We start from the raw sequence: 22,785 nt of genomic DNA, 5'->3' as shown, positions 1-22,785 counted from the left end.
ACCTGCGCCATGCGCCGACCCGGCGGCCGGACACCCCCACACCGGAGCGAACCGAGCCGCGGCCGATGGACACCGACGGCAGCCACAACGGCCAGATCCCGGTCGTGACCCATGCCGCGCCGTAACGCCTGCATCGCCGTCGCGGTGACAGGCTGCCTGAGCATGTCCGGCTGCTCCCAGGCCGGCACCGAGAAGAAGGCCAGCGGCCCGAAACCAGTCACCATGCAGAAGACAGCCGGCCAGCCGACGAAGCTGACGTTGACCGACCGAGCCGTCGAGCGGCTTGGATTGCAGACCAGTCCGGTCCGCCCGGCGACCCTCAAGCGTGGCGGGGCGGCAGGCATGGCGATTCCGTTCACGGCGCTGCTGTTCGACAAGAAGGGGCAGGCCGCGGCCTATCTGGTGCTCGGGCCACGGGTGTACGCCCGATCCCCGGTCGTCGTCGACCACTATGCCGGGGACGTCGCGGTGCTGAGAGCCGGCCCACCCGTCGGCGCCAGCGTGGTGACCACCGGGTCGGCCGAGCTGTCCGGCGCCGAAGCCGGCCTCAGCTGAGCTCGGGAGATCACCATGATGCGATGGATCGTCTCGACCAGCCTCCGCTTCCGGTTCCTGGCGCTGGCGCTGGCGATGGGCATGCTGGCGTTGGGCAGCGTGCAATTGGCGAGCGCTCCGGTCGACGTCTTCCCGGAGTTCGCTCCGCCGCGCGTCGAGGTGCAGACCGCGGCGCTCGGGCTGACCGCCGCCGAGGTCGAGCAGCTGGTGACCGTCCCCCTGGAGGAGGCGCTCAACGGCGTCGAGGGGCTCGACGTCATGCGATCGAAGTCGGTCTCCCAACTGTCGTCCATCGAGCTGATCTTCGACCAGGGCACCGAGCTGCTCAATGCCCGTCAGCTCGTGCAAGAACGGGTTGCGACCGTCACCCCGACCCTGCCGGCCTGGGCGCGGCCGCCGGCGATGATCCAGCCGCTGTCAGCGACCAGCCGGGTCATGAAGATCGGCGTCTCGTCGGACACCCTGTCGCTGATCGAGCTTTCCACCCTGGCGCGCTACAAGATCCGCACCGCGCTGATGCGGGTGCACGGCGTCGCGAACGTCGCGATCTGGGGCATGCGGCAGGAGCAGTTGCAGGTGCAGGCCGATCCCGCCCTGCTGGAGAAGCACAAGGTCTCGCTGAACGAACTCATGCGAGCCACCGCTGACTCGATGGATGCCGGCCTGCTCAAGTACGCCAACGGGGCAGTCGTCGGCACCGGGGGGTTCATCGACACCGCGGACCAGCGGCTGGGCATCGAGCACGTGCTGCCGATCGTGCGGCCTGACGAGCTCGGCCGGGTCTCGCTGCGCGAGAACGAGCAGGCGTCGCTGACCATCAGCGATGTGGCCCGGGTCGTGGTGGATCACCAGCCACTGATCGGCGACGCGGTCATCGACGGCAAACCCGGGCTCATGCTCATCGTGGAGAAGCTGCCGTGGGGCAACACGCTGGAGGTGACCAAGGGCGTCGAGGACGTGCTCGCGGAGCTGCAACCCGGCCTCACCGGCGTGACCGTCGACACCACCATCTTCCGTCCGGCGACCTTCATCGAGTCCGCGCTGGACAACCTGTCGAGCGCCCTGCTGCTCGGCTGCCTGCTGGTGGTGCTGGTGCTGGTGGCCTTCCTGTTCGCCTGGCGCACCGCGGTGATCAGCCTGATCGCCATACCGCTGTCGCTGGTGTCTGCCGGCCTGGTGCTGTATTGGCGCGGCTCGACGATCAACACGATGGTGCTCGCGGGCCTGGTGATCTCGGTCGGCGTGGTGGTCGATGACGCCATCATCGACATCGAGAACATCATGCGACGGCTGCGGCAGAACCACCGCGAGAGCACCGGCCGGCGCACCGCCTCGGTGATCCTGGAAGCGTCGCTGGAAGTGCGGGGCCCGATCGTCTACGCCACGCTGATCATCGTCGCGGCCGCGGTGCCGGTGTTCTTCCTCGAAGGCCTGACCGGTTCGTTCTTCCGGCCGCTGGCTGCCTCCTACACCATCGCGGTGGCGGTCTCGATGCTCGTCGCGTTGACGATCACCCCTGCGCTGTCGCTGATCCTGCTGTCCAAGGCTCCGCTGACCACCAAGGAGCCGCCACTGGTCCGGGTGCTGCAACGCGGGTACACCGCGGCGCTGGCACGCATCGTCCGCAAGCCGCAGCGGGCCTACGGGGTGTTCGGCGTCGTCGTGATCCTCGGGATCCTGCTGGTGCCGCTGCTGGGCCAGTCGATGCTGCCCTCCTTCAAGGAACGCGACTTCCTCATGCACTGGGTGACCCAGCCGGGCACCTCGCATCCGGAGCAGGTCCGCATCTCCACCCAGGCGAGCAAGGAGCTGCTGGCCGTTCCGGGCGTCCGGAACTTCGGCTCCCACATCGGGCAGGCCAGCAACGCCGACGAGGTGGTGGGCATCAACTTCGGTGAGAACTGGATCAGCATCGACCCGAAGGCGGACTACGACACCGCCCTGGCCGCCGTCCAGGACGTCGTCGCCGGCTACCCCGGCCTCCAACGGGACGTGCAGACGTACCTGAAGGAACGGATCCGGGAAGTGCTGGCGGGCGCCGGCGAGGCCATCGTCATCCGGCTGTACGGCACCGATCTCGAGGTGATGCGCACCAAGGCCGAGGAGATCCGCGGCATCCTGGCCGGCATCGACGGCACCATCGAGGAACACGTGGAGTTGCAGTCGGAGATCCCGCAGCTCGAGGTGAAGGTCGACCTGATCAAGGCCCAGCAGTACGGCATCAAGCCCGGCGACGTCCGGCGCGCCGCCGCGACCCTGATGGCCGGTGAAGAGGTCAATGACGTGTTCCGCCAAGGCAAGGCGTTCGACGTGCGGGTATGGAGCACGCCGGAGACCAGGCACGATCCCGACAGCCTGCGCAACCTGCTGCTCGACACGCCCACCGGCGGCCAGGTGCGCCTCAGCCAGGTGGCCGAGGTGCGGACCGCGCCGACGCCGAACATCATCAGGCGCGAGGACGGATCCCGGCGGATCGACATCGGCGCCAATGTCAGCGGGCGTGACCTGGGCGCGGTCGTCGGGGACCTGGAACGCAAGCTCGAGCAGTTGAGCCTTCCGCAGGGATACAACGCCGAACTGCTCGGCGAGTACACCGAGCGCAAGACTGCGCAAACCCGGTTGCTGATCTACAGCGCGCTGACCGTGGTGGCCATCTTCGCGCTGCTGCAGGCAGCGTTCGGCAGCTGGCGGCTTGCCACCCTGAGCATGCTGATGCTGCCGATGGCCTTGGTCGGCGGCGTCATCGCGGCGTATCTCAGCGGCGGCGTCATCTCCCTGGGATCCCTGGTCGGGTTCCTGACCATCCTGGGCATCGCCGCCCGCAACGGAATCTTGTTGATAAACCACTGCCAGCATCTGGAGAAGTACGAAGGCGAGACCTTCGGCCCTGACCTGGTGCTGCGCGGCGCCCGGGAGCGGCTGGCGCCGATCCTGATGACCTCGCTGGCGACCGGGCTCGCGCTGGTGCCGCTGGTGGTGCTGGGCGACATTCCCGGGCACGAGATCGAACACCCGATGGCAGTGGTGATCATCGGCGGGCTGGTGTCCTCGACCCTGCTCAACCTGTTCGTGGTGCCGTCGCTCTACCTGCGCTTCGGCAAGAGCCGCTCGGCCCGGGCTCAGGGCAGCGAGAGTCACAGCGACGCGCCGGTGCTCCAGCATTCCTGAGCTCAGAGCCTGAATCGCTCCTGCCCGATCAGCTGGGCGCGGCCGGCGACCTGGACCCGGCTGACGGCGCCGTCGGCGGCGAAGGCACGGGCCTGCAACCGGCTCGGCCGGCCCATCGCGTCGCCCTGATCTACCTCGATGTCCGACCATCCGGATGCGGACGCGAGGTAGGCCGCCAGCGCGCCGGCCGCCACGCCGGTCGCCGGGTCCTCGGCCATCCCGGCATCCACCGGGAACTGCCGGGCGACCAGGTGGTTGGGACGGCCGTCCGGATGCGGGGCGAAGACGTAGGCGCCGGTCGCGCCGACCGCCCGGCACAGCTCGGCCAGCCGGTCGGGGTCCGGCCGCGCCGCATGCACAGCCTCGGCATCGACCAGTGGCACCAGCAGCTTCGCCCGCGCGATGCTCACCACCCGCAGGTCGCCGCCGGTCATCCTGTCGGCCGGCATGCCGAGTGACCCAGCCACCTCACCGGTCGCGGCAACCGCCGGGCCGATCTGCAGATCGAGGTGGTCGATGCTGACCAGCGGCGGCCTGCCGTGGTCCCAGCCGACCGGAAAGCTGCCCGCGCTGGTACGGGCGACAGTCTTGGTCCCCTCGAGTTCGCCCGCCGCGACCAGCGCCGTCACCGCGGCGATGGTCGCGTGCCCGCACATCGCCATCTCGCCACCCGGGGAGAAGAACCGCAGCGCGATGCCGGCCTCTTCCACAGCGACTATCGCGGCCTCGGCGCCGTGCTGCCGGGCGGCCAGTTGCGCGGCCTCGACAGCGACGGCCTCGGTGGCGCGGATGAGGTAGCACGGATTGCCGCCGCCTGGCTCCCGCGCGAACACCTCCCAGTGCTCGACGGAGATCGCCGTCATCGCCATCCCTGTTCGGATAAGCGGATCAGTTCGTGACGCACCAGTTTGCCCTGTGAGTTGCGAGGTAAATGCGCATCTGCGGCGAGCACCACCGGCGCCGGCCAGGTGTCGTCGGCCGCAGCACTGCCGTGCTCGCGCAGCGCCGCGTACACCAGCTCGGCGGGCGTCCCGGGCGTCGGCACCACCGCGGCCCGCAGCCGGTGCCGCTCGTCGGCGAACACCGCGCAGTCGGCGACCCCGGGCACCTCACGCACCTGTTCCTCCACCAGCTGCGGATGCACCTTCCGCCCTGACGGCAGGGTGATCACGTCGTCGGCCCGGCCCAGCAGCGTCAGGTAACCGTCCGGATCCCACCGGCCCAGGTCGCGGGTCAGGTGGGTGTCGGCCGACTCCCGGCCACCGATCGGGGACCCGTCGAGATAGCGCGGCGCGGGCAACGCCGAGCAGCGCACCCGGACGATTCCGTCGACCAGGTCGAGCCTCACGCCGGGAAAGGCCGGCCCGACCGTACCGAGCCGGCAGCGGCCGGGCCCGTTCTTGGCGATCATGCCGGTCTCCGACGTCCCGTACCCCTCATGCAGATCGATCCCGGCCTGCCGGTAGGACTCGATCAGGCTGGCCGGGGACGGCGCCGAGCCGGTGCCGAGGCTGCGCAGCCGGCCGCCCCACACCTCGGCCAGCGGGCGGCCGGTTCGCTGGGCGGCCTCGGCCACCGCAGCCAGCACGCTCGGCACCGCGAAGACCACCGTCGGCCGCGTCGAGCGCAGCGCGCTGCCCAGCCGGCGCGGATCGGCGGCCAGCACCACCTGGGCGCCACGGGCCAGCGCCAGCAGCAGCAGCGTCCGCTGCAGCCAGACGTGTGGCTCCAGCGGCGCGAGCACCACGTCGTCGCCGCCGATGCCGAAGATCGAGTCCAGGCCGGCCCAGGTGTGTTCCAGGTGCGCGGCCGGGACGCCCACCGCCTTGCGCGGCCCGGTCGTTCCGGAGGTGAACTTCGCGCCGACCAGCGGAGCATCATCCTGCTGATCCCCGGCGGACGTTGGACGTTCAAGCGCGGCCTGGACGGCGCCGGTGGCGAGGTCGAGGCGATGGTCGAGAAGCAGCGGCGGTTTCTCCAGCGCGTCCGGTGGCATCGGCGCCGCGACCGCGCCGAGCATCAGGCAGGCCAGCTCGGCGGCCAGGCCACGGTGCGCAGCCGCGCCGGCCCATCCCACGATCGCGCCGGGCCGCACCCCCTGGCGGCGAAGCTCCCACTCCAGCTCGGATGCGGCCGCGACCAGCTCGCCGCCGGTCCAGGCCACCCCGCCCGGACCGCTCACCCCGCCCGCCGAGCCCGCGATCGCCTCGACGAGGCCGCCGACCCCGAGCCGGGAGCGCACCGCTTCGACGCCGAGCGCGCCGTCGCGGCTCATGATGCGTCCTCTTGGAACACCGCCAGCTTGGTGCCGCCCTGGAACAGGTTCACCTTGTGACCGACGCCGGCCTTGCTGCCCAGCCCCACCACCCGCCCGCCGAAGACGAACCAGTCCAGGCTGCTGCGCAGCACCGCGGTCCGGTCGGTGACCACCGGCACCTCGGTCGGGGCGAGGTAGCGCTGTAGCACGCCGCCATCGGAATCGAGCATCTCCCGCAACCGCGCGGCCCAGTCCTGCGGCGATACCGCCCGGCCGACCGTGACCCCGTCGCCGCGGATGTCGTACGGGGCCTTGAGCACCAGGCCGGCCTGGTGATCGAGCACCGCGCCCGGCAGGTCACCCGCCTGCGGCACGCCCGCGTTGGACGGCCCAGAGTTCGACGGCCCAGCGTTCGACGGCCCAGAGTTCGACGGCTCAGCGTTCGACGGCCCAGCGTTCGACGGCTCAGCGTTCGACGCCTCAGCTACATCGGACAGCCAGGGGATGTCCATCTGCCGCCCCAGCCGCACAGTCGGCGGAACCAGCGCGGCCACCGCCCGCTGCTCGTCCGGGGCCAGCTGACGCCGGCCGTCCGCGGAGCTCAACCACGCATGGCACAGCTTGCTCTCGGCGACATAGCGCGCGGCGAAGCCGTTGAGATGCCGGGTCCCGCCCGCGGCCAGCGTGGCGCACCACGGCTCGACCAGCTCGGGAGCAGCGGCGATGATGTCCCGCCAGCCCACCGTGTTGATCTTGTTCCAGATCACGTCGACCGGTCGTCCCTCGTGGCAGAACTGGGCAGCGCCGGCGTCCAGCTGCCGGGGGTCGATCACCTCGGCGTCGACTCCCCGCCCGCGCAGCGCCGCCGCGATCTCCATCGACTCCCGGTTCGACCGGCCAGCTGGCTGCAGGATTCGGACCCGACTACTCGAACGACCAGGGCACAGCACGTCCAGGAACGCGTCCTCGGACCGCTCCATCGGCAACCGCGGATCGGCGCGATAGCCCGCGGCCGCCGCGACGTAGGCATTGAGCCGGGGCGTGAACAGCGTGCCGGCCGGCGCGTCGGCGTTGTTCTCCAGGACCCACAGCCGGCCGTCGGCCAGGTAGCCGTCCAGCCGGCACACCTCGACCCGGGCGCGGCCCTCCCCCTCGGCGCAGATCAGCGCCTCGGCCGCCGGGTCCAGCCCGAACCAGGCCCGCATCGCAGGATCGGAAAGGTAGCGGCGCACGGTGGCATCGAGCGCGCGCAGGTAGGTCTCGATGACCGGTGTCATGGCGGCCACCTCGGCGCGGTCGACCAGCAGCGGCACCAGGCTCGGGTGGTACGGCGTGTTCTGGAAGCTCGCGGTCTGCTCGGGCGACCACGCGCGCGGCCAGCCGGCCGGGCCCGCCCGCGCCAGCCGGTGCATCCGGTCCAGGAGGATCATCCTCAGCCCGAACGCACGGCAGCGAAGTACGCCTCGACCAGGCCCTTGGTCACCGGCCCGGGTGCTGGCAGCGACCGGGTTCCGACCCGGGCGACCGGGCCGACCTCGATGCCCGTCCCGCACAGGAACACCTCGTCGGCGTCGTCGAGATCCGCCGGCCACAGGTCGGTCTCGCGCGGGCGCAGCCCGAGGCCCGGCGCGAGATCGAGCAGCGCCTGCCGGGTGATTCCGGCCAGCACGCCGCTGTCCAGGGTCGGGGTCAGCAGCTCCTCGCCCCGCACCAGGAACAGGTTCGCCGTCGGCGCCTCGGCGAGCCGGCCGTCGGCGGCGCGCAGCAGCACGCTGTCGAAGCCGTCCGCCTTGGCCGCCAGCAGCGCCCGGCGCGCCCCGGCGTAGTGCGCGATGCACTTGCACTGGTGGGAGAGCAGCTCGTCGGAGCCCTTGCATGGGCCGAGGCCCAGCGCCAGCCCGACGCCCTCGGCGAGCCAGCGCTTGCGGCCCATCGGGCGCAGCGTCAGGGTGGTCTGCATCCGCGGCTGATCGGTCAGGCCGCCCACCCCGGCTGCGGACACCGCGATGCGCAGGTAGCAATCGCTGCTGGGCCGCGCCGTCTGGAACAGCTGGTCGACCCAGCCGGCCACCGCGTCCGGATCGACCGGCGGCAGCGCGGCGAGCGCGAGGGAGCTCACCAGCCGGCGCAGGTGCGCTGCCACCGCGAACGGAACGGCCGGACCGCCCGGCTCGGCGGGCAGGTAGCCGCGCAGCCCCTCGAACACCGAGAGCCCGTACCGCAGCGCCTGGCTCTCGACGGAGAGCGCCAACGACCCGACCGGGACGGCCACCCCGTCGCAGATCGCGGTGTCGTAGAAGGAGTCGAGCTCAGCCATGGAAGCGGAACGGCTCGCCGCCGGGATCGCGCGCCAGGATCGCGTCGAAGTGCCGGTGCCGCAGCTCGATCGCGCGCGCCAGGCCGTCGTAGGCCGCCGCCTGCTGGGCATCGCTCACGCAGTACGCGGCCAGCAGCCGGCGGGCGGTCTCGGCGTGATCGTCCTCGAGCTCGGAGACATGGTCCTCCTCGGCGCTGGAGGCATGGTGCAGGAAGAACGTGTTCGCCTTGGACGGCAGGCCGTAGGTCTCGCGCATGACCTGCTCCATGCTGCGCCCGGACGGGTCGACGATCGGCGGCTGGCCCTCCATCAGCAGCAGCACCGACGCCACGCCGACCGTGAAGTGCACGTCCGGGGAATTGCAGGCCCAGACGTTGTGGTCGATGACCGCCTGCGTCTCCGGCAGCCGCTCCGGCGCCTCCGTCACCTGCTCGCGGGTCAGCCCGAACGCAAGCCCGACGTCGACGAAGGTGTCCAGGTGCCGGCCGCCGCCGGTCAGCTGGCCGGTCTCCTCCTCGTAGATGTTCTCCACCAGCTCCCGGCGTAGCTGGTAGTCCTCGACCCGGGAGGCGATGCCGAGGATGTTGCGCGTCCACATCGCCTTGATCGGGTATCGGTGCACCACGAACTCGCGCAGCAGCCCCACCGAGGCGCGCCCGGCGAGGATGTGCTGGTACAGCGGGCTGGTCATCTTGCGCCGGTCGTGGATCAGCTGATCCAGCTCGGCGACGAATGCCGACTGGGTGCGCTCGGCGAGAGTCATGTCTGCTCCCTTTCGCTCGGGTGGAGAGGGCTCGGGTGGAGAGGGCTCGGGTGGAGAGGGCTTGGGTGGAGAGGGCTCGGGTGGACGGGGTCGCTGGGTTGCGCAGGGCTGGGCTTCGGCGGGCTCAATTCGACAGGGTCAGGCCGTAGGTGGACTGGTAGTGCTGCGCTCGCTCGTCCGGGGCCAGCGCGCCGGCGCGCAGGCAGTCCTCCATGTCCAGGTCGAGCGTGCCGTTCACCGCCTCCCAGAAGCCGGGCGGGGCGAGCTTGCGAGGCGCCAGCCAGCTGTGCGTCAGGCCGTCGATGGTGGTCAGGGCGAACCGCCGGATGCCGGCGCTGTGCAGGTAGAGCGCGATCCGCTCGGTCGAGAGGTTGCCGCCGCCCTTGCCGGCGCCGCCGAGGCAGGAGTCCAGCCAGGTGACCCCGTGGTCCATCGCGCTCAGCGCGTTGGCGAAGGCCAGCGAGAGGTTGTCGTGGGCGTGCAGCCCGAGCGGGACGTCGGCGCCGGCTCGCATCGCCCGGGTCAGCTCGGCCACCCGGCCCGGGTACAGCGCCCCGTTGGAATCGGCGAAATAGAGCACCCGCGCCCCGGTCTCGGCAGCCAGCCGGGCGAGCGCGGTCGCGTCCTCGAGCGTCCGCTGCGACGCCCGGATCGCATTGATGCTGAACGGCAGCCCGCACCGGTGCAGGTCCTCGGCGAACGCGCGCATCCGGTCGGCTTCGACCAGCGGCCCGATGCCGACCCGTACCAGGTCGACGCCCTCGTCGCGCAGCACGGCGAGCTCGGCCGCGCTGACCGCCCCGAGATGGACGAACACCGACAGCTGGGTGTCGCCCAGCGCCGCCCGCGCCTTGCTCAGCACCGCTGGCGGGCAGGACTCCCAGGAACCGAGCCGGTCCCACAGCCACGGCCGGACGTAGCCGATCTCGGCGATGTCGATCCCCGTCCGGGCCAGGCCGGTGAGCAGGTCCAGTCCCTCGTCCACGGTGACGTCGTAGTCGGTGGCAAGGCTGACCTCGCGCAGTGTCACGTCGAGCAGCTTGTCCATACCTACATCTCCTTCGTTATCCGGCAGACGACCCCGGCCCACGTGCAGGTGCCGGCGGCGATGGCGAGCACCACGTCGCCGTGGGTTGCTTCGGCGGCGAGCAGCGGGAGCCCGGTCAGCACATCGGCGGCGAACAGGTGGGCATGGCTGGCCAGGGTAGGCGTCCGCACCCGTCCCAGCTCGATGCCGCACTGCTGGGCGAACAGCGCCTGGGCCGAGGCGTTGTAGTTCGGCAGCAGCAGCATGCCGACCTCCGCCGCGGTGCGGCCGGCGGCCTCCAGCGCGCGCTGGGCCGCCAGCGCGACACCCTTCGCGGTGATCCGCAGGGCGCGCATCCCGTCGACGTTCGGATCCAGCGCCCGCAACCGGTGGTTGGACGCCTGCCCGATCGACTCCACCACCACGCTCACCGGCCCGCCGGCGCCGGCCAGACAGCTGGCGGCTCCGTCGGACAGGATCGCCACGTTCGGCGCGACCACCCGGGACGCCCCAGGACGCGCCGCATCGGTGCAGACCAGCAGCGCCGGCCGTCCGGTCTCCGCCACCAGCGCCCGGCAGGCGCGCAGGGCCGGCCCGATGTTGCCGCACTCGCCCAGCGTCACCCCGACCACGTCGGCCTGCCCCAGGCCGAGCCCGGTCACGGCATGGCTGATGTCGTCGGTGTACCAGCTGCGCTCGGTGAAGCTGGTGGTCCCCCACACCACGGTCGCGATCTGCCCGGGGTCGACGCCGGCCGCCGCGTCCAGGGTCGCCCGCAACGAGCTCACCGCCATCTCGACCGGGGTCCGGGTGGCCACCAGCACCGACTCCATGCCGCCCCCGGACAGCGCGTCGTGCGCGCCGGCGTCCAGACCCAGCTCGCCGAGCGGGGTCGGGGCGCCGGTGCAGGCGGCGAACGCGCCCAGGCCGAAGTCAGCCATGCCGGCCTCGCACCCGCGCCAGCAGCCGGTCCAGGGCGCGGACGTCGGCGAAGTTCTCGTCATCGAGATCCTCGTCCTCCAGCGGCACCCCGAGCCGCTGCTCGATCTCGGCCAGCAGCACGACGAAGTCCACCGACTGCAGGCCGAGCTCGCGCAGCGTGCTGGTCTCCGGCGCCCCGGCCGCGCCGGCGTCCCCCAGCTCGGCGATCCGCATCCGGAGCCACTCGGAGTCGGTGATCTGGTCGGTCGTCTGATCGGTCATCTGATCTGCCCACCCGGGCCGAGGTCGGAGTACCGGTTCCTCCGGCGGGCCTCAGCCAGCGAGACGCCGGCCGCCAGCGCGTCCTTGATCGCGGCCTCCCGACGCTCCACCTCGCCGGCGAGCTCGCACACCCGTGGCCAGTGCGCGGCCGGCACGCACACCACGCCGTCGTCGTCGGCCACGATCATGTCGCCCGCCTCGATCCGGACGCCACCGATCTCCACCGGCGCGCCGACCGCGACCCGCCGCACCCGGCCCTTGCCGGTCCGCATCCAGCCGTCGGCGGCGAACACCGGGTAGCCGGCCCGGACGCACTCGGCGTTGTCGCGCGCCGCGCCCCACACCACCGTGCCGGCCACCCCGCGCAGGCCCGCGAACGCCGTCAGCAGGTCACCCCACACGGTGCAGTCGGTGCGGCCGGCGTTGTCGAGCACCACCACCGAGCCGGGCGCGACGTCCTCCAGGTAGTCGGCGGCCGTGCCCTCGCTCGCGTCGGTGACCGGGGCGAAGGTGACGGTGTAGGCCGGGCCGGCGCACCGGGCCCCCGGCACCATCGCCCGGATGCCGCTGAGCTGCCCCGGCACGCCGAGCATGTCCAGCGCGTCGGACACGGCCGAGGTCGACATGGGATCTGTCAGGGGTTCCATCAGGCCGCCCAGCTTCCGGTGATCGTCTGCCAGTCGCCGTTGCGTGGCCGCACGTGGACCCGGCCGCGTCCGGGCTCGGACACCACCGTCGCGACCGTGGCCAGCACCGGTCCGTTGACCTGGAAGGCCGGGTCCAGCAGGGTGCGCTGGAGCCCCGCCACATCCGGCGAGGTCTCCCCGAGCCGCACCTGCAGCCGCCGTCGGCGCACCCGCGACTCCATCCGGGCAGCCGGCTCCGAGGTGTCCAGCGGAGCCAGGTCCGGGTGCACGAAGTGGTTGGTCATCGCCGCCGTCGCGGCCTCGGTGACCCGCAGGTCCGTGGCGGTCATCTCCACCACCGCGGCGGCATCCCCGGCCAGCAGGGTCAGGACGCGCGAGCTCGCCCGCGGCGCCGTGCGCAGCAGGTCCACCGCCTCGTCCAGCCCGCGGCAGCCCAGCACCGCCCGGACCAGCAGGTACGGCGGCACTCCGATGCCCCAGTCCGCCGACTGCACCATGTTGATCCCGACCGCCAGGCCTGCCGCGTTGATGCCCAGGTACCCGAGCAGCCCGGCGAAGGTGACCACCAGCGCGGCCGGGCTCTCGCCGTCGGGGGCGATGTCGAGCGCGTGCAACCCGTCGCCCAGGCCGGGTGGCAGGTCGACCGTCTGGCCGATCAGCCCAGCGGAAGCGAACGCCGCCGTCGTACAGTCACCGGCCGGGACGGCGAGCAGCTCCCGGCGCAGCTGCAGCCACCAGGCGTCGTCCTCGGCTATGCCGCTGCCCGCGGCCAGGCCGGCCACCTCGGCGGCCAGGATAGGCAGTTGCTGTCGCACACACTCGGCGTACGGCTGCACCGCGGCGGCCGGGGTGGTCCGCCGGGCCAGCAGCCGGGAGATGGCGTCGCGGTGCGCGCGCCCCACCGCTTCGCCGCGTTCCCGCGGCGGCCCGCTCACCGGTATCACGATCATGACGCCACCTCACCACTGCGGCGGGCGCGGCTGGCCGCCGGGTCGCGCTCGGCCCTGTCCGGCCCGTCCGCGCCGGGGGTCAGCTCGTCCGCGCCGGGGGCCAGCTCGGCCGGGTCGGGGGCCAGCGCGGCCGGGTCGAGGGTCAGCTCGACCGGGTCCATGGTCAGCTCGGCGGCGTCGAGGGTGGCTTCGGCAAGCTGCCGCGCGGTGGGGGTGGCGAACATCTGGTGCACCCGCAGGTCGATGCCCAACTCCTCCCGGGCCAGCGCCAGCGCGCGGGCGGCGAGCAGCGAGTGGCCGCCGGCGGCGAAGAAATCGGTGTCCGGGCCGACCGCGCGGCCGAGCAGCGTGCCGAACGTCGCCGTCCACCAGCCGACCATCGGATCGTCGTTGCCCTCCCGGCCGGCACGGCCGTCCTCGCCGTCTTGGCCGTCCTCGACGGCCGGCAGCAGCTGCTGCAGCGCCCGGGTGTCGATCTTGCCGCTGACCGTCAGGGGGAACGCGGCCAGCTCGGCGATCCGCGCCGGGACCATCGCCGCGGGCAGCTCGGCGGCGATGACCCGGCGGCGCGCGGCCTCGCCCTGCGGCTCGTCGACCACCAGCCAGGCGGCCAGGACGGGATCCGCGCCCGCTGCCGAGGCCAGCGGCGCCGCGTGGGCCTGGCGCACGCCGGGCAGCCGCAGCAACGCGGCCTCGACCTCGGCCGGCTCCACCCGGACGCCACGCAGCTGCACCTGCCGGTCCAGCCGGCCGAGGTAGTCCAGGCTGCCGTCGGAGCGCCAGCGCACCAGATCGCCGGTGCGGTAGGCCACCGACCCGTCGCCGTCCGGGCTGGGCACGAAGGCGGCGCGGGTGCGCTCGGGGTCGTTCAGGTAGCCCGATCCCACCTTGTCCCCGCCGATGTAGAGCTCACCGGGCTCGCCCAGCCCGCACGGCGCGCCGTCCTCGCCGAGCACGTGCACCGTGGCGCCGGCCAGCGGCGTGCCGATCGGCGGCAGCCCCCAGCCCTCGGCCGAGACCTCCGCCCAGGTCGCCGCCACCGTGGTCTCGGTCGGGCCGTAGAGGTTGAGCATCCGGAACGGGCCCGGCGGGGGGCGGCGGCGCAGCTGCGCCCCGCCGACGTAGAGCACCCGCAGCGCCGGTGGGGTGGCGGACGGGTCCCGTTCGAGCTCGGCCAACAGCAACTCCCCCAGCGGCGTCGGAGCGAAGGCCACGGTGACGCCGGCCTCGGCCAGCCAGCCGAGCAGCGCCCGGGTGTCGGCGACCACCTCAGCGGGCGGCGTCACGACCTGCGCCCCGGCGGCGAGCGCGGGCATCACCTCGCCGATGGCCGCATCGAAGGCCGGCGAGGCCAGGTGCGAGCAGACGTCCGAGGCGTTGACCGACAGCAGCAAGTCGTAGCTGGCCACGTGCGCGGCCAGCGCGCCCCGGTCGATGACCACGCCCTTGGGGGTTCCGGTCGATCCGGAGGTGAACATCACGTAGGCGGGCAGCGCCGGGTCGACGGCACGGAAGCGGACGGCCGGGGCGGGCAAGGCCGCTGGTGGCCGGGCCGGCTGGTCGCTGAGCACCGCCCGGACGGCCGCCGCCTCCAGGATCCGGGCCCGCCGGCCGTCCGGCTGGCTGACGTCGAGCGGGACGAAGGCCGCGCCGGCCGCCAGGCAGGCCAGCTCGGCGGCGATCCGCCGGGCCGGGTCGGCGATGGCCAGCGCCACCCGGTCGCCTTCGACGACCCCCGCCGCGGCCAGCTCGTCCAGCACCTCGGCGGTGAGCGCGGCGAGCTCCGCGCGGGTCCAGCGGCCGGCCGGGGTGCTGACCGCCGGCCGTTCGGGACCGGTCCGGACCTGCCGCAGGAACCCCTGCAGCGGGTCGATGCTGCCGTTGCGCGGGCCGCGAGCAGTGACCGGCGGCTGCTCCGGATGCCAGTCCAGCGCCTGCAGCGGAGTGCCGGGATCGGCCGTCAGCGCCTCGACGAACCCGACGAACCAGCGCGCCCACAACTGGACGGTCGCGTCGTCGAGCCGGTCTGACCGCGCCTCCAGGAAGCCTTGCACCGCCTCGCCCGCGACCTCCAGCGACAGCGTCAGGTCGAACTTCACCGGCCACCGCCGCGGGGGGCTCCACTGCGGCCGGACGCCGGTGTCCTTCCCGTCCTGGACCACGAAACAGCTCTGGTACGGCAGCGCGTCCCCGCCGGCCCGGCGGAGCCGGCTGACCACGTCGTCCAGGGCCACGTCCTGCAGCTCCAGCAGCTCGGCGACGGCGCCCGCGGCGGAGCCGGCCAGCTCTGCCCAGGACACCTCGCCGGGCACCCGGACCCGCAACGGCAGGGTGTTGACGAAGCAGCCGACCAGGCCGGCCGTCGCCGGGTTCGTCCGGTTGGCCAGCGGCGTGCCGAGAACCAGGTCGTCCTGCCCGGAGAGCCGCGCCAGGAAGGCGCACCAGGCCGCGGCGAGGACCGCGAACCGGGTGCTGTCGGAGGTCGCCGCCAGCTCGTCGACGACCCGCAGCGTCCCCGGCGGCAACGGAAAGGCCACCAGCGTGCCGCGAGCCGGGTCGGTGTGCGGGCCGGTGCGGTCATAGGGCAGCGCGATGTCCGGGGGCGCGCCGTCCAACGCCGCGGTGAGCCGTTCGAGCAGTTCGGTACGTCCGGGACGGGCCGCGGACCACCGCGCGTAGTCGAGGTAGCTCGGCTCCGCCGGGGTGCTGACCGGCGCGCAGCCGCGCGAGGCCAGCCGGTACCCCTCGGCCAGGTCGTGCCGGAGGATCGGGATCGACAGGCCGTCGACCGCCGAGTGGTGGAAGGTCAGCTGCAGGACGTGCCGGTCGGGAGCGAGGCTCACCGCCACGGCCCGGTAGGGGTGCTCGGCCGCCAGCTCGAACGGGCGTTCGGCGTCGGCGGCGAGGACGGCGGCAAGCAGCTGCCCGGCTGCGTCCGGGTTGGTCGCATCGGACAGCTCCACCCAGCGCAACACCTGGGCCCGCGGCGGCTGGACGTGCTGGCCGCAGCCGTCCCCGGTCGCGGCGAGCAGGGTGCGCAGCGTCGGGTGCCGGGCGGCCAGCGCCGACACCGACGCGTCCAGCGCCGCCGGCAGCACCGGCTCGTCGAAGTCGACCCGCAGCGCCAGGTTGTAGGCGCCGGACGGAGCGGCCTGCTCGGCATACCACAACCGGGCCTGCGCCGGGGTGGCCGGCCCGGTCGGGTCCGGGTTGTGCGGGATCAGCGGGATGGCCCGGGCTGTGGCGGCCGTGGCGTCCGAGCGGCGCTCGTCGACCAGCGCGGCCAGGTCGCGCAGCCGCGACGCGGCGAACAGCTCGCTGACCGTCAACTGCGCGCCGAGGTCGGCGGCCAACCGGTCGAGCAGCCGCAACGCCAGCAGCGAGTGGCCGCCCACGGCGAAGAAGTCGTCCTCGACGCTGGTGGGACGGCGGCCGAGCAGGCTCTGCCAGAGGTCGGCGATCTCGGCCGCCGAGCCGGTGAGCGCGCCCGCCGGCTCGCTCACCTGACCGGTTGCGGCTGCGAGCGCGGCCCGGTTCGGCTTGCCACTCGGGGTGTAGGGCAGCTGCGGCAGGCACCGCACCGCCGCCGGAACCATGTACCGGGGCAGCCGGCGGGCCAGCGCGGCGCGGAGGGCGTCGGCGTCGAACCCGGCGCCCCCGTCGTCGAGGGTGACGGCGGCGACGATCTGCTCCTGGCCGGTGACCGCGGCCATCGCCTCGCGCACCCCGGACTCGGCCCGCAGCGCCGCTTCGATCTCGCCGAGCTCCACCCGGAAGCCCCGCACCTTGGCCTGGTCATCGAGCCGGCCGAGGTAGACCAGCTGGCCGTCCGCGCGGGTCCAGCCGAGATCGCCGGTCCGGTACATCCGGGCGCCGGGCCTGGGGGCGAACGGGTCCGGCCGGAACGCCGCGCTGCCGTCGGCGCCGACGTAGCCGTCGGCGAGGCAGGCGCCGCCGAGACAGATCTCCCCCGGCAGGTAGTCCGGCTGCGGACGTCCGGACGGATCGAGCACGTACGCCCGGGCGGACGGCAACGCAGCCCCGATGGGCACCCGGCCGTCCGGTGGACCGGTCAGCTTCGCGGCCACCGCGGAGATGGTCGCCTCGGTCGGGCCGTACATGTTCCACAGCGGGATGCCGGTCGCCGCCCAGGCCTCCAGCACGTCCGGGTCCAGCTGCTGGCCGCCGACGACGGCCAGCCGGATCGTCGCAGGCAACCGCCGCCGGCGCCCCCAGTCGGTGATCAGCGGCAGGTAGCTGGTGGGCACGCTGAGCACCGTGACGCCGTGCCGCTCGCAGTGCGCCATCAACTCGGCGGCCGGAACCGCGCCGGGCGGGCGCGGGACGACGGCAGCCCCGGCCGCGAGCGCCCCCAGCACCTCCTCGATCGCCACGTCGAAGCCGGGCGAGGCGAACTGCAGCACCCGGTCCCGCGGGGTCAGCTCGAACATGCCGCGCACGTCGGCGAGGTAGCGGTCCAGCGCCGGCCGCGACACCAGGACCCCCTTGGGAGTTCCGGTCGAGCCCGAGGTGTAGAGCAGGTAGGCCGGGGCATCGCTGCGCAGGCTCACCGGGCGGGTTCCGTCGCCGGCGCTCGGGACGCTCAGCCTGGGCGCGCTGTCGAGCCAGCCAGCCGCGGCGCCGTCCTCGATCACCACGGCGGCCACGTCCGCGCTGTCGCAGATCACCCGCAGCCGGTCCGCCGGCAGCTCGGGGTCGAGCGGGACCAGGGTATGGCCGGCCAGCAGCACCCCGAGCCAGCCGATCGCCAGCTGCGGTCCCGGCCCGGCCAGGACGCCGACCCGGCTGCCCGGCGGGAGCTCGGCCAGCTGCCTGCCCAGCGCGCCGGCCCGGGCTGCCAGCTCGGCATAGCTGAGCTGGCCGGCGGTGTTGAGCTGCCCGGCGCTGCTGAGCTGGCCGGCGCTGTTGAGCTGGCCGGCGCTGTTGAGTTCCACGGCGCTGCTGGCGACGGCGACCGAGTCCGGGTGGGCGGCAGCGCAGGCCAGCACCCGCGCCGCGACGCCGATCGCCGGATACGGCGGCGGCAGGCTGCGATCGACGTGCCGGGCCCGCCCGGCCGACAGCCGCTCGATCGCGACGTCCGGCTCGGCCGCCGCCGAGTCCAGCAGCGCCCGCAGCGCGGCCAGCCAGCCGCCGGCCGTGGCGTGGTCGAACAGGTCGGTCCGGTACTCGATGCCGACCACCAGCGCGTCCCCGGCCGGCTCGAAGGCGAACGAGAGGTCGTACTTCGCCGAGCTGTCCTGCACCCGGCCGGGATCGACGGCGGCCAGGTCGAGCTCTGCTGCGCTGCCCGGCGCCGGCGCGTCGTAGGAGCACATCACCGAGAACAGCGGATGCCGGCCAGCCTCGCGATGCGGTTGCACCAGGCGTACCAGCCGCTCGAACGGCATCGTCTGGTGGGCCTGGGCGTCCAGCAGCCGGGCGCCGACCGACCGGACCAGCTCGCGGAAGGTCACCGACGGGACCGGCTGCGCCCGCACCACCACCGAGTTGGCGAAGTACCCCACCGCCTGCTCGAGGCCGGGGGTCGTCCGGTTGGCCATCGGCACGCCGAGCAGCAGGTCCTCGGTGCGGGCCAGGCGTCCGAGCAGCACGCTGGCAGCGGCGAGCAGCGCGGCGAACGGCGTGGTCCCGGCCGCGGCAGCCACCTCGCGCAGCCGCTGCGCGGTGCGGGCCTCGACGACGCCGGCCCGGGTGGCGCCCCGCGAGGACGGCGTCGCGGGCCGGGGCCGGTCCGACGGCAGGTCCAGCGCGAAGTCCGCCCCGGCCAGCGCGGCCGTCCAGTACTCGCGGTGCTCGGCCTCCGCGGCCGGGTCGCCGGCCTGCTCCGCGGCCCATTCGGCGAACGACCGGGGCGCCGGCCCGAGCTCGCGGCCCTCCAGGACCGCGGCCAGCTCGGCCCGCAGCACGTCCAGCGACCAGCCGTCGGCGATCGCGTGGTGCAGCACCAGGACCAGCCGGCTCTGCCCGGCCGCCGAGCGCACCAGCATCGCCCGGAACAGCGGCCCGGCGCCCAGGTCACAGCCCGCGTCCCGCTCGGCGGCGATCACCTGCCGTTCCAGCGTCCGGACGGCCGACGGCTCCGAGTCGGGCAGCCGCACCTCCCGGACGTCCACGGCGGCCGGTGGCGCGACGTCCTGCACCAGCACGCCGTCCCGCTCGCGCAGCGAGGTGCGCAGCGCCGGATGCCGGGTGGCCAGCACGGTGAGCGCGGCGGCGACCTGCTGCCGGGTGACGCCCCGGGGCAGCGGCACGTCCATGGTCAGCTGGTAGGCGGTGTGCAGGCCGTCGAGCTGGTGCAGGAACCACAGCCCGGCCTGGTTGTCGGTGGCCGGGAAGATGCCGGCCACCGGGGCGGCGGTCCCGTCCGGCGCCGGCTCGCCGACGGCCGGGGACGCTCCGCGCGCGCGCAGGTGGGCGGCCAGCTCACCGACGGTGGCGTGCTCGAACACCTCACGCACGCTGACCGGCAACCCGAGCCGGTCGTGCAGCCGGGTCGCGAGCCGCATCGCCAGCAGCGAGTCACCGCCCAGGTCGAAGAACGGGACGTCATCGCGGGCCACGGCGCGGTTGAGCAGCTGCTCCCAGGTGTCGCGCACCACCGCCCGGACTCCCGCGTCGGCCGGCGAGCTGCCCGAAGCGCCGTCCGGGGAGCTGCCCGAAGCCGGGGAGCTGCCCGAAAGACCGTCCGGGGAGCTGCCCGAGAGACCGTCCGGCACGCCCCCAGGCCGGTCGGCGGAATCCAGGACCAGCCGGGCGCGGTCGACCTTGCCGCTGCTGGTGCGGGGCAGCTGGTCCAGCCGGGTCACGGTGTCGGGGAGCTGGTGCCGCGGCAGCACGCCGGCCAGGTCCGCGCGCCAGTCACGGGGCTGGTCCGACTCGACCCAGGCCGCCAGGATGCGACGTCCGGACGGCGCCGCGACCGCGTCGACGGCGGCGGCCCGCACCCCCGGCAGCGCCTCCAACGCGGCCTCCACCTCGGCCGGCTCGATCCGGAAGCCCCGTACCTTCACCTGGCGGTCGGCGCGGCCGAGGTAGACCAGGCAGCCGTCGTCGCGCTGGACGACCCGGTCCCCGGTGACATAGCTGGGCATCCGGACGCCACCGATCTCGACGGAGCCGAACCGGCTGTCCCCCGGGTCGCCGAGGTACCCGAGCCCGACCGCCGGGCCGGCGATGACCAGCTCGCCCGGAGAGCCCAGCGGGACGGCGGCGCCGTGTGCGTCGCGGACCTGGACGTGCACGTTGGAGATCGGCTGCCCGATCGGCGGGACGGTGGGCCACCCCGCCGGGTCGCCGCTCAGGGTGTGCGCGGTGACGACGTGCGTCTCGGCCGGCCCGTACTGGTTGACCAGCACCCCGCCGGGCGCCAGCAACCGGGCCATCCCGTCCGGCACGATCAACGCCTCGCCGGCGCAGATCACCTCCCGCAGTCCCGCTCCGTCGGGACGCAGCCGGGCAGCCTGCGCCAGCTCCCGCAACACCAGCGGCGGCAGGAACACCCGCTCGACCCGGTGGCGGGCGCACACGTCCAGGGTGGCGTGGGCGTCGCGGCGGTCGTCCCGGTCGATCAGCACGAGCGTGCCGCCGCCGGCCAGGGTGCTCAGCATCTCCTGGAGCGAGACGTCGAAGCCCAGCGGCGCGTACTGCAGGGTCGTCGCATCGGGCGGGGCGCAGCCGTGCTCGAGCTGCCAGCCGATCAGGTTGTCCAGGGTGCGGTGCGCTACGGCAGCGGCCTTGGGCTGGGCGGTCGAGCCCGAGGTGTGGATGACGTAGGCGCAGTCGTCGCCGCTGCCCTCGACCGGCGCCGGCGGGAGGGCAAGTGCCCCAGGCCGGACGACCGCCCGGCCGGCTAGCCAGTCCGGATCGCCCTCGGCCGCCACCGCCCGGGCGCCGCTGGACTCGACGAGCCGGGCCAGCCGGGCGGGCGGGTCATAGGGGTCCAGGGGCAGGTATGCCACGCGGGCGAGCAGGCAGGCGACCGCTGCTGCCACCGCATCCGGGCCACGGTCCAGGGCCACCACCAGCCGGTCGCCCCGGGTCAGCCCGGCGTCGGCGAAGGCGGCCAGCCAGCCGCCCACCCGATCGGCCAGCTCGGCGTAGCTGAGCTCGACGCCGGCGCCCCGCAGGGCCGGGTAATCGCCCCGGGTCGCCAGCATCCGAGCGACGCCGCGGGTCACCGGGGACACCTCGCGGGCCGGCCCGGCGCTGATCCGGACCCGGGCGGCCACCTCGGACGGGCCCTCGACCGGCAGATCGCGCAGCGGCGCGTCCGGGGCGCTGGTCGCCGCCTCCCACAGGGTCAGCAGCTGGTCGCGGCACCGGCGGACCCGGTCCGCGGAGAACAGGTCACGGCGGTACTCCACAGAGCCCAGCAGGCCCTCGACGACCTCGGTGAAGTAGAACGACAGCTCGAAGCGGGCGGCGCAGGGCTGGGCCTCGTCCGGAACGGGGCCGGCGGACTCCAGCGCCCGTCCAGGGGTGTCCTGCAGCGCGCACATCGTCTCGAACAGCGGGTTCTCGCCCTGGCCGCGGCGGGCGCCGGCGTCGGCGCTGACCACCTCGAACGGCACGTCCTCGTGCTCGAACGCGCCCTGCACCGTCGCCCGGGCGGCCAGCAGGTGGGCCCGGAACGACGCCGCCGGATCGATCCGCAGCCGCAGCAGCAGCGTGGCGACGCAGAAGCCCACCAGCTCGGTCTCGTCGGGGGCGCGCTGCGCGCGGGGGGTGCCGATCGGGATGTCGTCGGCGCCGGTGAGCCGGTGCAGCAGCGCCGAGACCACCGCGAGGACGCCGGCGAACAGCGTCGTGTCGCATTCCTCGCACAGCCGGCGCAGCGCCGCGACGGCGTCGGCGCCCACCAGCACCCCGAGGCTGGCCCCGTCGGCCGGCTGCGACCCGCGCGGGGAGTCGGTCGGCAGCTCCAGCGGGCCGGCCAGGCCGGTGAGCTCGGCCCGCCACCAGTCGCGGGCAGCGGCCAGCTGCGGCGAGGACGCCTGCGAACACCGGTCCACGGCGTAGTCGAAATGGTCCCGGCCGAGCGTCGGCAGCACCGCCGGGCGGCCCGCCAGCAGCGCCGCGAGCAGTTCCTGCAGGTCCCGGCGCAGGATCTGCATGGACCAGCCGTCGGACAGGATGTGGTGCATCGCGACCACCAGGACGCGCCGCTCGCGGGACAGCAGGAGCAGGGCGGCCCGGACCGGGGCGCGCGCGTCGAGCTCGGAGAACGGCAGCCGGGCGGTGTGTGCCATCCACGCCGCCGCGGCGGCCTCGGCCCGGTGCGCCGGCGCGCTGCTCAGGTCGACCACCTGCCACTCGGGCAGGCCCGCCGGGTCGGTGAGGATCCGCTGCGCCACCCCGTCCGGGCCGGGGGCGAACACCGTCCGCATGGCGGGGTGCCGTTGCACCAGCAGGTCCCAGGCCGCCCGCACCAGCTCCGGCGCTGCCCGGTCCGGCACCGGGATCCGGACCGCCATGTTGTAGGCCGCCGCGTCCGGCAGGGCATGCAGCAGGAACCACAGCCGTTCCTGCCCCGGAGACAGCGGCGCCTCGGTCAGCCGGGGCTGGTCGAGCCGCCGGTCGCGGCCGCCGAGCCCCGCGCCGAGCAGCGACCGGCGGGCGCTGTCCAGGATGGTCACTGCGGCACCGCCCGGAGCCGGCGCAGCACCTCGGCGTCGTCCAGGGTGGCGACCTCGACCACGGCGCTGGCGCGATCGGCCAGCGCGGCGGCATCGGAGCGGCCGGTCAGCCAGCCGCTGAGCGCCCGGACGCTCGGGTGGCGGAACACATCGCCGAGGCCGACCGGGGTGTCGAGCAGGTCGCTGAGCTCGGCGGCCAGCTGGGCGATCAGCAGCGAGTGCCCGCCGAGCTCGAAGAA

At 74.0% G+C, this 22,785-nt stretch carries 14 protein-coding genes; 2 read left to right on the top strand and 12 right to left on the bottom strand.

All coding sequences use genetic code 11. The features are described from left to right. Positions 1-162: 162 nt before the first annotated feature. The gene (locus VF612_RS00305) at positions 163-555 is read left to right on the top strand and encodes a hypothetical protein (RefSeq protein ID WP_408657849.1); all 393 of its coding nucleotides are present in this window, start codon (positions 163-165) and stop codon (positions 553-555) included. Between the two features lie 15 nt (positions 556-570). Then, positions 571-3,723: an efflux RND transporter permease subunit gene (locus VF612_RS00300; RefSeq protein WP_408657848.1), complete on the top strand. Its 3,153-nt coding sequence runs from the start codon at positions 571-573 to the stop codon at positions 3,721-3,723. Between the two features lie 2 nt (positions 3,724-3,725). Here the strand turns inward: VF612_RS00300 and VF612_RS00295 are convergent, their stop codons facing one another. The 12 genes from VF612_RS00295 to VF612_RS00240 form a co-directional block, all read right to left on the bottom strand. After that, a complete protein-coding gene (locus tag VF612_RS00295) occupies positions 3,726-4,586 on the bottom strand; it encodes a PhzF family phenazine biosynthesis protein (RefSeq protein WP_408657847.1) in 861 nt (286 codons plus the stop codon). Continuing rightward, positions 4,583-5,998, bottom strand: coding sequence for a class I adenylate-forming enzyme family protein (locus VF612_RS00290; RefSeq protein WP_408657846.1), 1,416 nt, complete (start codon positions 5,996-5,998; stop codon positions 4,583-4,585). Before VF612_RS00290 ends, VF612_RS00295 begins: the two co-directional genes overlap by 4 nt. After that, positions 5,995-7,410, bottom strand: coding sequence for a hypothetical protein (locus VF612_RS00285; protein ID WP_408657845.1), 1,416 nt, complete (start codon positions 7,408-7,410; stop codon positions 5,995-5,997). The genes VF612_RS00290 and VF612_RS00285 overlap by 4 nt, the downstream gene beginning before the upstream one ends. A gap of 2 nt (positions 7,411-7,412) precedes the next feature. Then, entirely contained in the window at positions 7,413-8,297 is an 885-nt protein-coding gene (locus VF612_RS00280) for an aminotransferase class IV (protein WP_408657844.1), read from the bottom strand. Continuing rightward, a complete protein-coding gene (locus VF612_RS00275) occupies positions 8,290-9,060 on the bottom strand; it encodes a TenA family transcriptional regulator (RefSeq protein WP_408657843.1) in 771 nt (256 codons plus the stop codon). Before VF612_RS00275 ends, VF612_RS00280 begins: the two co-directional genes overlap by 8 nt. Positions 9,061-9,184: 124 nt before the next feature. Beyond that, positions 9,185-10,108: a hypothetical protein gene (locus VF612_RS00270; RefSeq protein WP_408657842.1), complete on the bottom strand. Its 924-nt coding sequence runs from the start codon at positions 10,106-10,108 to the stop codon at positions 9,185-9,187. Between the two features lie 2 nt (positions 10,109-10,110). Continuing rightward, positions 10,111-11,028: a hypothetical protein gene (locus tag VF612_RS00265; RefSeq protein ID WP_408657841.1), complete on the bottom strand. Its 918-nt coding sequence runs from the start codon at positions 11,026-11,028 to the stop codon at positions 10,111-10,113. Further along, a complete protein-coding gene (locus VF612_RS00260; protein ID WP_408657840.1) occupies positions 11,021-11,290 on the bottom strand; it encodes an acyl carrier protein in 270 nt (89 codons plus the stop codon). The genes VF612_RS00265 and VF612_RS00260 overlap by 8 nt, the downstream gene beginning before the upstream one ends. Beyond that, a complete protein-coding gene (locus tag VF612_RS00255) occupies positions 11,287-11,916 on the bottom strand; it encodes an RraA family protein (RefSeq protein WP_408657839.1) in 630 nt (209 codons plus the stop codon). The genes VF612_RS00260 and VF612_RS00255 overlap by 4 nt, the downstream gene beginning before the upstream one ends. A gap of 20 nt (positions 11,917-11,936) precedes the next feature. After that, a complete protein-coding gene (locus VF612_RS00250) occupies positions 11,937-12,887 on the bottom strand; it encodes a C45 family autoproteolytic acyltransferase/hydolase (protein ID WP_408657838.1) in 951 nt (316 codons plus the stop codon). Next, complete coding sequence (locus VF612_RS00245; protein WP_408657837.1) at positions 12,884-22,546, bottom strand: non-ribosomal peptide synthetase; 9,663 nt, start codon at positions 22,544-22,546, stop codon at positions 12,884-12,886. Before VF612_RS00245 ends, VF612_RS00250 begins: the two co-directional genes overlap by 4 nt. Then, on the bottom strand, positions 22,543-22,785 hold a 243-nt coding region (locus VF612_RS00240), incomplete at its 5' end, for a phosphopantetheine-binding protein (protein ID WP_408657836.1). The genes VF612_RS00240 and VF612_RS00245, both read right to left, overlap by 4 nt.

Source organism: Jatrophihabitans sp., from assembly GCF_036388195.1.
In the GTDB taxonomy this organism is placed as follows: Bacteria; Actinomycetota; Actinomycetes; order Mycobacteriales; family Jatrophihabitantaceae; genus Jatrophihabitans_A.
This window is presented reverse-complemented; position numbering and strand designations above follow the sequence as displayed.

Coding starts and splice junctions, on each gene's coding strand:
- VF612_RS00305 (WP_408657849.1), top strand. CDS start 163: ATGTCCGGCTGCTCCCAGGCCGGCACCGAGAAGAAGGCCAGCGGCCCG.
- VF612_RS00300 (WP_408657848.1), top strand. CDS start 571: ATGATGCGATGGATCGTCTCGACCAGCCTCCGCTTCCGGTTCCTGGCG.
- VF612_RS00295 (WP_408657847.1), bottom strand. CDS start 4,586: ATGACGGCGATCTCCGTCGAGCACTGGGAGGTGTTCGCGCGGGAGCCA.
- VF612_RS00290 (WP_408657846.1), bottom strand. CDS start 5,998: ATGAGCCGCGACGGCGCGCTCGGCGTCGAAGCGGTGCGCTCCCGGCTC.
- VF612_RS00285 (WP_408657845.1), bottom strand. CDS start 7,410: ATGATCCTCCTGGACCGGATGCACCGGCTGGCGCGGGCGGGCCCGGCC.
- VF612_RS00280 (WP_408657844.1), bottom strand. CDS start 8,297: ATGGCTGAGCTCGACTCCTTCTACGACACCGCGATCTGCGACGGGGTG.
- VF612_RS00275 (WP_408657843.1), bottom strand. CDS start 9,060: ATGACTCTCGCCGAGCGCACCCAGTCGGCATTCGTCGCCGAGCTGGAT.
- VF612_RS00270 (WP_408657842.1), bottom strand. CDS start 10,108: ATGGACAAGCTGCTCGACGTGACACTGCGCGAGGTCAGCCTTGCCACC.
- VF612_RS00265 (WP_408657841.1), bottom strand. CDS start 11,028: ATGGCTGACTTCGGCCTGGGCGCGTTCGCCGCCTGCACCGGCGCCCCG.
- VF612_RS00260 (WP_408657840.1), bottom strand. CDS start 11,290: ATGACCGATCAGACGACCGACCAGATCACCGACTCCGAGTGGCTCCGG.
- VF612_RS00255 (WP_408657839.1), bottom strand. CDS start 11,916: ATGTCGACCTCGGCCGTGTCCGACGCGCTGGACATGCTCGGCGTGCCG.
- VF612_RS00250 (WP_408657838.1), bottom strand. CDS start 12,887: ATGATCGTGATACCGGTGAGCGGGCCGCCGCGGGAACGCGGCGAAGCG.